Origin of the sequence: Enterovirga sp., from assembly GCF_028290205.1 — a bacterium.
Classification (GTDB): domain Bacteria; phylum Pseudomonadota; class Alphaproteobacteria; order Rhizobiales; family Beijerinckiaceae; genus Enterovirga.
In genome coordinates, this window is sequence record NZ_JAQGKF010000038.1 from 1 (window position 1) to 9,366 (window position 9,366).

The window sequence follows — 9,366 nt, forward strand, 5'->3', positions numbered from 1 at the left end:
CCGAAGAGCCGAGGAAGCGGTGCCGGCGGGCCGTTGTCAGCGCCGCCGTCGATGAGGATGATTTAGAGAACCCCCCCCGACCTGTCAACGCCAAAATCCAACTTTTTGCCGAAACCACCCGGAACAAAGCCGACCGGCCGCCTTGCGCGCCCTGTGCCCGGAGACGGGCCGCCCTCGCAGGCGCGCGGGTTCCATCTCTCGGACAAGAAGGTCCCCTCTCCGGCAAGGACGTCACGGTCCGGCCACATGGGTCGGCGACAGGTGGCGGGACGTCGGGTCGGCGTGGTGTAGGGGAGGCTGGAGCCCAGACATGGTCGTGGCAGCGCGCAGCAGGCGAGTCCCTTCTTGAGCTTTCACCCCTCCCCGTACCGCCTCGCCTTCAGCGGCGGCGCGCCCGACACGCGCGGGGGCGCCGCGCGGCTGGCCAGGGGCGCCTGGCAGCTCGGCAACGATCCTGCCCTCGATCTGGACTCCCCGTCCGCGCCCACCGGCCGCCATGCGCTGAGTTTTCGCTGGCTCGGAGCGAGCGTGCTCACGGCCCTGGCCGGGACGCTCCTGATCGGGTCCGCGATCTATGTCTCGTCCCAGGGCGAGGTGACCTTCGCGGCCCCGGCTGAGCCGGCCCCGGCCGCGGGCGGCCGCGCCAATGCGGGCGGCGGGCTGCGCAAGGGCGACAAGCTGGTCCGGGCCGAGACGGTCGCGGCGGCCAAACAGAGCTACCGGGCGCCCATGACTCTCCGGTCCGGGGATCGGGAGGTCATCAAGGTCCGGTCCTTCACGCGAATTTCCACGGGCCTGTCCCTGACGAGTGGCGTCTATGCCACCAACATCCCGGCCTTCAACCCGATGCGCTTCTTCGCCTCCGCCGAGGCCGAGCGCGGCGTCGAGCCGCCGCCGGAGGCCTTCGACGCGGAGGTTTCGGTGGTGAAGACCGACCTCTCCACCATGCTACTCGAACCGGCCGGGCCGGGCCTGACGGACGCGGACGTCCTGGCCCAGCTCGAGGCCGAGGCCCGGTCCAGCGAGCAGGCCGGGCGGCTGTCCGCCGCGCTCCCGACCTTTCTGCCCCGGGCCTTTGCCACCCCGGTCGGCGCCGCCGCCGGCTCTCCCGGATTGTTTCCGCGCACGAGCGACCCGACCTTCCGGTCGATCGAGGTCCGCGTCGTTCCCGAAAACGTCACCAACCTGCCGAAATCGGCCGCGAGGGCCGGCGAGGTCGCATTCGAGGACCGAACGGTCACGGTGAAGCGCGGCGAGACGCTCGACGCGGCACTGCGGGGCGCTGCCGCCACGGCCGAGGAGGCGCGCCAGATCGTGGGCGCCCTCGGCGGCCGCGACCGGACGGCCGAAGGTCTGCACCTGCGCCTCCTCCTGGCGCCGCCGACCGGGCCCGGGCAGCCCCGCGCCGTGCTCCGGGCCGTGCTCTACGGGGAGCGCGGCATCGAGGCGATCGCCGCCATGAACGACCGCGGCGCCTTCGTGTCGGTCGCGCCGCCTCCGGCGGAAACGGGCCGGCCGGACAATCGGCCGGGCCAGGACGAGGAGGAGGAGGAGACGGAAGGCTCCGGCGCCCGGCTCTATGACAGCCTCTACGAGACGGCGCTGAAACACGACCTGCCCCGCCAGACGGTGGAGGATCTGGTCCGCATCTTCGGCTACGACGTCGACTTCCAGCGCCGCGTCTCGCCCGGCGATTCGTTCGAGATCTTCTTCGCCGCCGAGGACGAAGGCGGCGACCGGGCGGAGATCCTGTCCGCGGCGCTGACGCTGGGCTCGGACGTCCGCCGCATCTTCCGCTACCAGGCGGAAGATGGCTCGGTCGATTACCTCGACGAAGCCGGGCGCTCGCTGAAGAAGTTTCTGGTCCGCAAGCCGATCCTGGACGCCCGCATGAGTTCGGGCTTCGGCAGCCGCTCCCACCCGGTCCTCGGCTACGCCAAGATGCATACCGGTGTGGATTGGGCGGCCCGGATCGGCCAGCCCATTCTGGCCGCCGGCAACGGCACGGTGACCAAGGCCGGCTGGGACGGCGGCTATGGCCGCCGCATCGAGATCCAGCACACGAACGGCTACGTCACCACCTACAATCACCAATCCGCCTTTGCGCGGGGCATCGCGCCGGGCATGCGGGTCCGCCAGGGCCAGGTGATCGGCTTCGTCGGCTCGACGGGCCTCTCGACCGGGCCGCACCTGCATTACGAAGTGGTGGTCAACGGCCGCTTCGTCGACCCCATGAAGATCCGGGTGCCGCGCGGGCGCGAGCTCGACGGCCGGGCGCTGCAGGATTTCGGCCGCCAGCGCGACCAGATCGACGCGCTGAGCAAGCGGGCCGCCTCGAACCAGCTCGCCGCGAGCGAGGCGCGCTGAACGGTCAGGCCGGAAAGCCGAGATCGCGGCGGATCGCGGCCGCATGGGCGCCGGCCCGGCGGGCGTCGTCGAGAGACACGGAGCCGAGGCTCTTGGCGAGCTTGCGGCCGGCCGGGTCGAGGACCAGGTCGTGATGGTGGTAGCGCGGGGCCGGCAGGCCGAGCAGGCGCTGGAGCAGGGCGTGGAGGTCCGTCGCGGATTCCAAGTCCCTCCCCCGCACCACATGAGAGACGGCCTGGACGGCATCGTCCACCACGACGGACAGGTGATAGCTCGTCGGGACGTCGCGGCGGGCCACGACGGGGTCGCCCCAGAGCCCCGGCCGCGACGGGACGCGGCGCTCCTCCCCGCCCCGGTCGAAGGCGGTCCAGTCCGGTGCGCCGCCCGCCACGGCCAGCGCCCGGGCGGTGTCGAGCCGCCAGGCCGGCACCAGGCCGGCCGCGATCCGGGCCCGCGCCTCCTCGGGATCGCCGTGGCGGCAGGTGCCAGGATAGAGCGGCGACCCGTCCGGATCGCGCGGCATCGGACCGCCTGCCAAGGCGGCGGCGTCGCGCCGGATATCACCCCGGCTGCAGAAACACGGATACACGAGGCCGCGTTCGCGCAGGCCGCGCACGGCGCGCCCGTAATCCGCGAGGTGGCGCGATTGCAGGCGCACCGGCTCCTCCCAGCGCAGGCCGAGCCAGGCCAGGTCCTCCAGGATGCCGCGGGTGAATTCGGGCTTGGACCGGTGCGGGTCGATGTCCTCGATCCGCACCAAGAAGCGCCCGCCGGCCCGCCGGGCCATGTGGTCGTTCAGGAGCGCCGAATAGGCGTGGCCGAGATGCAGCCTGCCGTTCGGGCTCGGGGCGAAACGGAAGACCGGCCGGGTCATGCGGCGGCCGGCCGGGCGCCATGCTGATCGATTCGCCGGAAGCGCTCGGGGCCGCCGTCGCGGAACTCGCCAAACAGGACCCGGTCATGGCCGGGCTCCTGGCCCGCGGTGTCCGGCCGACGCTCCGGCGGCGCGACCCGGGCTTCGCCGGGCTCGTCGCCATTGTCACGGCGCAGCAGGTCTCGACGGCCAGCGCGGCCGCGATCCTGTCGCGTCTCACCGCCGCCTTCGACCCCTTCACGGCCGACCGGGTCGCGGCCGCGGCGGACGAGGACCTGCGCGCTCTCGGCCTGTCGCGACCCAAGATCCGCACTGTGCGGGCGCTGGCAAGCGCCCTCGCGGCCGGCGACCTGCGGCTCGAGGACCTGCCCGGGCTGCCGCCGGAGCAGGCCGAGGCACGGCTCACCCGTGTGCCCGGCATCGGGCCCTGGACGGCCGGAATCTATCTGAAGTTCTGCCTCGGGCACCCGGACGCATTTGCGGCCGGCGACCTCGCCCTGCAAGAGGCGGCGCGGCTCGCCTACGGCCTGCCGTCCCGCCCGTCGGCGGGCGAGCTCCTGCGACTGGCGGAGCGGTGGCGGCCCTGGCGCACCGCTGCGGCCTATATGCTCTGGACCCTGTACCGGCAGGCGCGGTCGCGCGAGGGTGTTCTCGCCCCGCCCGGCGCCGCGTGATAGGCCGGCCGCTCCAGCCGGACCTCCCCGTTGCAGCTCAGCCTCGACCATCTCGCCTGCCGACGCGCCGGTCGGCTCGTCTTCACGGGCCTGACGGTGTCGCTCGGCGCCGGAGAGGCGCTGCTGGTGACCGGCCGAAACGGGGCCGGCAAATCGACCCTGCTGGCGGCCATCGCCGGCCTGCTGCGGCCAGCCGAGGGGCGGATCACGCTGGCCGGCACGGGGGAGCGCTCCCGGCCCGAATGCGTGCATCATCTCGGCCACCGGGATGGGCTGAAACCGTCGCTCACGGCAGCGGAAAACCTTGCCTTCGCGGCGGCCGTTCTGGGATCGGCTGGGATTGCACCTGGGCAGGCGCTCGCCAAACTCGGGATCGGCGCGGCGGCCGGTCTGCCCGTCGGATACCTGTCGGCCGGGCAGCGCCGGCGCGTGATGCTGGGCCGCCTTCTTGTGGCGCGCCGGCCCGTGTGGCTCCTGGACGAACCGACCACCGCCCTCGACCGGGAGGGCCGGGCCGTGCTGTTCGACCTTCTGGACGCGCATCTGGCCGAGGGCGGGCTGCTGGTGGCCGCGACGCACGCGCCCCTGCCCATCCCCGGGGCGCGCGAGCTCTCGCTGTCACCGCCGCCCCCGGCGCCGCCCTCCCCCGACGACCTGCCGTGACCGCCTTTCTGGCCCTTGTCCGGCGCGACCTCGCCCTTGCGTCCCGGGTCGGCGGATCGGGCGGGCTCGGCCTCGTCTTCTTCCTGATGGTCGTGACGCTGATCCCGTTCGCGCTCGGGCCCGACCTCAATCTCCTGTCCCGGATCGGCCCGGCCATTCTGTGGATCGCGGCTCTGCTCTCCACGCTGGTCGGGCTCGACCGGCTGTTTCAGGCCGACGAGGAGGACGGCTCGCTCGACCTGCTCCGGTTCTCGGCCGCGCCGCTGGAAGTGCTGGTTCTGGCCAAGGTCGTGGCGCATTGGCTCGTGACCGGGCTGCCGCTCGCGCTGGCCGCGCCACTGTTCGGGCTGCTCCTGGCCATGAGCCCGGAGGCGATGGCAACGTCCTCGCTCGCGCTCCTGGTCGGCACACCCGCCCTCACCTGCCTGGGCGCGGTCGGCGCCGCCCTGACCGCGACGCTGCGGCGCGGCGGCCTCATCCTGGCCGTTCTGGTTCTGCCGCTGACCGTGCCAGTGCTGATCTTCGGGGTCGCGGCGGCCGATCCCTCGCGGGAGGCGGCCCGGCCCGCCCTTCTCGCCCTGGTCGGCCTGACGCTCGGGGCCGCCGTGATCGGCACCTTCGCGGCCGCCGCCGCGCTCCGGCCGGCGGAGTGACGGCGCCCACGCCGCATTGAAGCGGCAGGAGCCAAGGTTAGAATGACGCGATGCTGACGACCATGGCCCGCCCCGGCGCTTTCATGCGCTGGTCCCGATCCCTCTTGCCGCCGCTGTGCCTGCTCACGGCCGCGCTCGCCGGCTGGGGCCTCTATCTCGCGCTCATGGTCGCCCCGCCCGATTACCAGCAGGGCGAGACGGTCCGGATCATGTTCGTGCACGTCCCGGCCGCCTGGCTCGCCATGTCCTTCTATATGCTGATGGCGGCCTCAGCCCTCGGCACGCTGATCTGGCGCCACCCCATGGCCGACGTGTCGCAGAAGGCCGCGGCCCCGATCGGGGCCGCCTTCGCCCTCATCTGCCTCGTCACCGGGTCGCTCTGGGGCAAGCCCATGTGGGGCACCTACTGGGTATGGGACGCCCGCCTCACCTCCATGCTGATCCTGTTTCTCATCTATCTCGGCATCCTGGCGCTGTGGCGCACCATCGAGGACCCGGCGACGGGTGCCCGGGCGGTGTCGATCCTGACGCTGGTCGGGGCCGTGAACATCCCGATCATCAAGTTCTCGGTGGATTGGTGGTTCACGCTGCACCAGGGGGCATCGGTGCTGCGCCTGTCCGGGCCCACCATCCACCCGTCCATTCTGCAGCCCCTTCTGGTGATGGCGGTGGCGTTCACCTGTTTCGGCTTCGTCCTCCACCTGCTCGGCATGCGGACGGAGGTCCTGCGGCGGCGGGTGCGCCGGCTGGCCCTGCTGGAGGCGGAGCGGCTGGACCGCGCCTCGGTGCCGAACCTCTCCCCCTACGCGGCCTCGGCCTGATGCCCGCCCCCGATTACGGCTTCTATATCTGGTCCGCCTATGGCGTGACGGCCCTCGTGGCCGCCACCCTGCTGCTCTGGGCTTTGCGCGACCACCGCGCCCAGCTCCGGGCGCTGGCCGCGTTCGAGGAGCCTCGTTCCGGCCCCGGGGGACGGTCCGATGTCTGACAGCATCGAGGCGAGCGGCGCCTCCACGCCGCCGACTCAGCCCAGGGGAATGCGGCCGCTCCTGTTTCTGCCCGTCGCCATTTTTCTTGCCGTCGCGGCGCTCTTCGCCGTTCGGCTCGGATCGGGCGACCCGTCGCGCGTGCCGTCCGTCCTGATCGGCCGCCCGGCGCCGAGTTTCGCGCTGCCGCCGCTGGAGGGCTCGCCCCTGCCCGGCCTGTCCTCGGCCGATCTGGCCAAGGGCCAGGTCACGGTCCTCAACGTGTGGGCCTCCTGGTGTGCCCCGTGCCGGATCGAGCATCCGCTGCTGATGGAGCTCGCGCGCGATCCCGCCGTGAAGGTGGTCGGGCTGAACTACAAGGACCGGCCCGACGCGGCCCAGCGCTTCCTGGCGACGCTTGGCAATCCGTTTTCAGCCCTCGGGGCCGACGAGAACGGCCGCGCCGCCATCGAATGGGGCGTCTACGGCGTGCCCGAAACCTTCGTGGTCGGACCCGACGGCACGGTCCGGCACAAGCATGTCGGCCCCCTCACACCCGAGGGCATGGCGGACTTCCGGGCCAAGATCCGGGCGGCATCCGGCCCACCGCGCTGACCGAGGACATCCCGATGCCCATCCAGATCCAGGTCTTCTCCGATGTGATTTGCCCCTGGTGCCTGATCGGCAAGCGCCGGCTGGAGCGCGCGCTGGACGCGACCGGCGAACGGGCGGAGGCCCAGGTCACCTGGCTGCCCTACGAGCTGAACCCGGACATGGCCCCGGCCGGCATGCCGCGGGCCGAGTACCGGGCGCGCAAGTTCGGCCAGGAGCGGGCCGAGATGCTGGACCGGGAGATGACGGAGCGCGGCCGGGAGGAGGGAATCAGCTTCCGGTTCGACCGCATCGCCGTGACGCCCAGCACCCGCAAGGCGCACCGGCTCATCTCCTTTGCCGACCGGGAGGGCCGCAGCGGCGCTCTGAACGAAGCGCTGATGGTCGGGTATTTCGAGGAGGCGCGCGACATCGGCACCGAGGAGGTGCTGCTCGACATCGCGGCCGCCCAGGGGCTCGATCGCGACCTCGCCCGGGCCGCGCTGCAGGACCCGGAGGTGGACCGGGAGGTCGCCGCTTTGGAGCGCCGGGCCGCCGAGATCGGCATCACGGGCGTGCCGTTCTTTATCCTGGACGGCCGCTTCGCGGTGTCGGGCGCGCAGCCGGCCGAAAGCTGGATCGACGTGCTCCGGGACCGGGCCTCGTCGGGGCTGTCCGAGACGGCCTGAGGCGCCGCCATAGCCAGGCTGCTTGCCGGCTGGGCGGCCCTGGATCAAGGTCGCGCGCCGATGCACAGCCGTGCCGAGACCCGGTCGAACGTGGCGCAAGGGTGTGAGATTGGCTGACAGCGACGAGCGGGAAAGCGGCGACCAGCGCGACGCCGCGATCGTCGTGGTCGGAGCCGGCCAATCCGGGTTCCAGGTGGCGGCATCGCTGCGCGACAACGGCCACCGCGGCAGGATCGTGCTGATCGGGGAGGAGCCGGGCCTCCCCTACGGGCGCCCGCCCCTGTCCAAGGCCTACCTCACTGGCAACGCGGACGAGGCCGCGCTGAGGCTCAGGTCGGGGAGCTTCTATGCCGAGCGCGGCATCGAGTTGCGGGCCGCAGAGCGGGCCGTGGCCATCGACCGAGTGAGCCGGCGCGTCTGTCTCGGCTCCGGCGCGGAACTCGCCTACGGCCACCTCGTCCTCGCCACCGGATCCCGCAACCGGCCCCTGCCGGTGCCGGGCGCGGAGCTGGACGGGGTGTTCCAGCTTAGAACCCTGGCCGACGCGGAGGCGCTCCGGTCGCGGCTCGCCGGACTGCGCCGGGCCGTCGTGGTCGGAGCGGGATTCATCGGGCTCGAATTCGCCGCCGTCGCGGCCTCGCTCGGGATCGCCGTGACGGTGTTGGAGGCGCGTTCGCGACCCATGTCCCGCATGGTGTCCGGCGCTGTCTCGGATTTCTTCGGCGACGCTCACGCCGGCATGGGCGTCCGTCTGGAATTCGGAGCCGTCGCGACGCGGATCCTCCGCTCCGCCGGCCGGGCGACCGGGGTGGAGACGGCGGACGGCCGCGAGGTTGCGGCCGAGCTCGTGCTGGTCGGGATCGGCGTCGTGCCGAACGACGAGCTGGCCGCCGCTGCAGGGCTCGCCGTGAGCGACGGCGTCGTCGTCGACGCCCATCTCAGGACCTCCGACCCCCGGATCTCGGCGATTGGCGACTGCGCGCGCTTTCCCGACCCCGTCTCGGGCGGGCTCGTGCGGCTCGAATCCGTCCAGAACGGGGTCGATCAGGCCCGCTGCGTCGCAGCGCGGCTCTGCGGCGGCCTGGAGCGCTATGCGGCCGTGCCGTGGTTCTGGAGCGATCAGGGCCCCTACAAGCTCCAGATCGCAGGGCTGGGCGACGGGAGCGACGGCTCCGTTCTGCGCGGCAAGCCCTCGAGCGGCGCCTTCTCGGTGTTCCGCTACCGGGACGACCGGCTCGTCAGCGTCGAATCCGTCAACCGGCCAGCCGACCACATGCTGGCGCGGCGGCTTCTCGCCAGCGGAACCCCTCTTCAGCCCGAACACGCAGCCGACCTCTCCGTCGACCTCAAGGCGCTCTGGGCCGCGCTCGCTGCGGCCTAAGCGGCACCGCCCCGGCCCCGCGGCTTTGCAAAAGCTTGGCCGTGAACACATATCGTGGACAGGCCCGCGCGGGACGCGGTCGAGGAGGAGGAACACCGTTTCATGGCCCAGTTCGACGACCGACGGGACGGCTTCGAGAAGAAGTTCGCCCATGACGAGGAGCTGCGCTTCAAGGCGACGGCCCGGCGCAACAAGGCGCTCGGGCTCTGGGTCGCCGAACGGCTCGGCCGCACCGGCAGCGATGCTGAGGATTACGCGAAGTCCGTCGTCATGGCCGATTTCGAGGAAGCCGGCGACGCCGACGTGATCCGCAAGGTGAAGGCCGATCTCGATGCGGCCGGAGTGGATGTCGGGGAGAGCGCGCTTCGGGCCAAGATGGACGAACTCCTGGGCCGGGCGATCGACGAGATCCAGGGCGCCAAGAGCTGAATCAGCGCCGGGCGGGCTCGCGGCGGCATCGCCGGCGAGGCCCGTCCAGGCGCGCGGGCGGAGGCGTGTGGCTCCGCCCG

Annotated in this window: 11 protein-coding genes; 10 read left to right on the forward strand and 1 reads right to left on the reverse strand. The window is 72.3% G+C overall.

Annotated elements, in window-relative coordinates; translation table 11 throughout:
* Positions 1-345 precede the first annotated feature (345 nt).
* Positions 346-2,367, forward strand: coding sequence for a M23 family metallopeptidase (locus tag JWR86_RS02840; RefSeq protein ID WP_299560469.1), 2,022 nt, complete (start codon positions 346-348; stop codon positions 2,365-2,367).
* Positions 2,368-2,371: 4 nt separating this feature from the next.
* Here the strand turns inward: JWR86_RS02840 and gluQRS are convergent, their stop codons facing one another.
* Positions 2,372-3,241 carry a tRNA glutamyl-Q(34) synthetase GluQRS gene (gene gluQRS / locus JWR86_RS02845; RefSeq protein ID WP_299560472.1) on the reverse strand — a complete coding sequence of 290 codons (870 nt, stop codon included), beginning with the start codon at positions 3,239-3,241 and terminating at the stop codon, positions 2,372-2,374.
* A 20-nt stretch (positions 3,242-3,261) separates the two neighbouring features.
* Here gluQRS and JWR86_RS02850 point away from each other — a divergent pair, with 20 nt between their 5' ends.
* The 9 genes from JWR86_RS02850 to JWR86_RS02890 all read left to right on the forward strand — a co-directional run bounded on the left by JWR86_RS02850 (position 3,262) and on the right by JWR86_RS02890 (position 9,286).
* Positions 3,262-3,915 (forward strand): DNA-3-methyladenine glycosylase 2 family protein, encoded by a 654-nt coding sequence (locus JWR86_RS02850; RefSeq protein WP_299560475.1) that lies wholly within the window; start codon positions 3,262-3,264, stop codon positions 3,913-3,915.
* A 30-nt stretch (positions 3,916-3,945) separates the two neighbouring features.
* Positions 3,946-4,578 carry a heme ABC exporter ATP-binding protein CcmA gene (gene ccmA / locus JWR86_RS02855; protein ID WP_299560478.1) on the forward strand — a complete coding sequence of 211 codons (633 nt, stop codon included), beginning with the start codon at positions 3,946-3,948 and terminating at the stop codon, positions 4,576-4,578.
* Entirely contained in the window at positions 4,575-5,231 is a 657-nt protein-coding gene (gene ccmB, locus JWR86_RS02860; protein WP_299560481.1) for a heme exporter protein CcmB, read from the forward strand. The genes ccmA and ccmB overlap by 4 nt, the downstream gene beginning before the upstream one ends.
* A gap of 50 nt (positions 5,232-5,281) precedes the next feature.
* Positions 5,282-6,052, forward strand: a complete 771-nt coding sequence (locus JWR86_RS02865) for a heme ABC transporter permease (protein ID WP_299560484.1) — start codon at positions 5,282-5,284, stop codon at positions 6,050-6,052.
* Positions 6,052-6,219 (forward strand): heme exporter protein CcmD, encoded by a 168-nt coding sequence (gene ccmD / locus JWR86_RS02870; RefSeq protein ID WP_299560487.1) that lies wholly within the window; start codon positions 6,052-6,054, stop codon positions 6,217-6,219. The genes JWR86_RS02865 and ccmD overlap by 1 nt, the downstream gene beginning before the upstream one ends.
* The gene (locus JWR86_RS02875) at positions 6,212-6,811 is read left to right on the forward strand and encodes a DsbE family thiol:disulfide interchange protein (protein WP_299560490.1); all 600 of its coding nucleotides are present in this window, start codon (positions 6,212-6,214) and stop codon (positions 6,809-6,811) included. Before ccmD ends, JWR86_RS02875 begins: the two co-directional genes overlap by 8 nt.
* A gap of 14 nt (positions 6,812-6,825) precedes the next feature.
* Positions 6,826-7,476 (forward strand): DsbA family oxidoreductase, encoded by a 651-nt coding sequence (locus tag JWR86_RS02880; protein ID WP_299560493.1) that lies wholly within the window; start codon positions 6,826-6,828, stop codon positions 7,474-7,476.
* 109 nt (positions 7,477-7,585) lie between these two features.
* Positions 7,586-8,857, forward strand: a complete 1,272-nt coding sequence (locus tag JWR86_RS02885; protein WP_299560496.1) for an FAD-dependent oxidoreductase — start codon at positions 7,586-7,588, stop codon at positions 8,855-8,857.
* A 102-nt stretch (positions 8,858-8,959) separates the two neighbouring features.
* Positions 8,960-9,286 (forward strand): DUF1476 domain-containing protein, encoded by a 327-nt coding sequence (locus JWR86_RS02890; protein WP_299560499.1) that lies wholly within the window; start codon positions 8,960-8,962, stop codon positions 9,284-9,286.
* Positions 9,287-9,366: the final 80 nt, after the last annotated feature.

Coding starts and splice junctions, on each gene's coding strand:
- JWR86_RS02875 (WP_299560490.1), top strand. CDS start 6,212: ATGTCTGACAGCATCGAGGCGAGCGGCGCCTCCACGCCGCCGACTCAG.
- JWR86_RS02890 (WP_299560499.1), top strand. CDS start 8,960: ATGGCCCAGTTCGACGACCGACGGGACGGCTTCGAGAAGAAGTTCGCC.
- gluQRS (WP_299560472.1), bottom strand. CDS start 3,241: ATGACCCGGCCGGTCTTCCGTTTCGCCCCGAGCCCGAACGGCAGGCTG.
- JWR86_RS02880 (WP_299560493.1), top strand. CDS start 6,826: ATGCCCATCCAGATCCAGGTCTTCTCCGATGTGATTTGCCCCTGGTGC.
- JWR86_RS02850 (WP_299560475.1), top strand. CDS start 3,262: ATGCTGATCGATTCGCCGGAAGCGCTCGGGGCCGCCGTCGCGGAACTC.
- JWR86_RS02865 (WP_299560484.1), top strand. CDS start 5,282: ATGCTGACGACCATGGCCCGCCCCGGCGCTTTCATGCGCTGGTCCCGA.
- ccmD (WP_299560487.1), top strand. CDS start 6,052: ATGCCCGCCCCCGATTACGGCTTCTATATCTGGTCCGCCTATGGCGTG.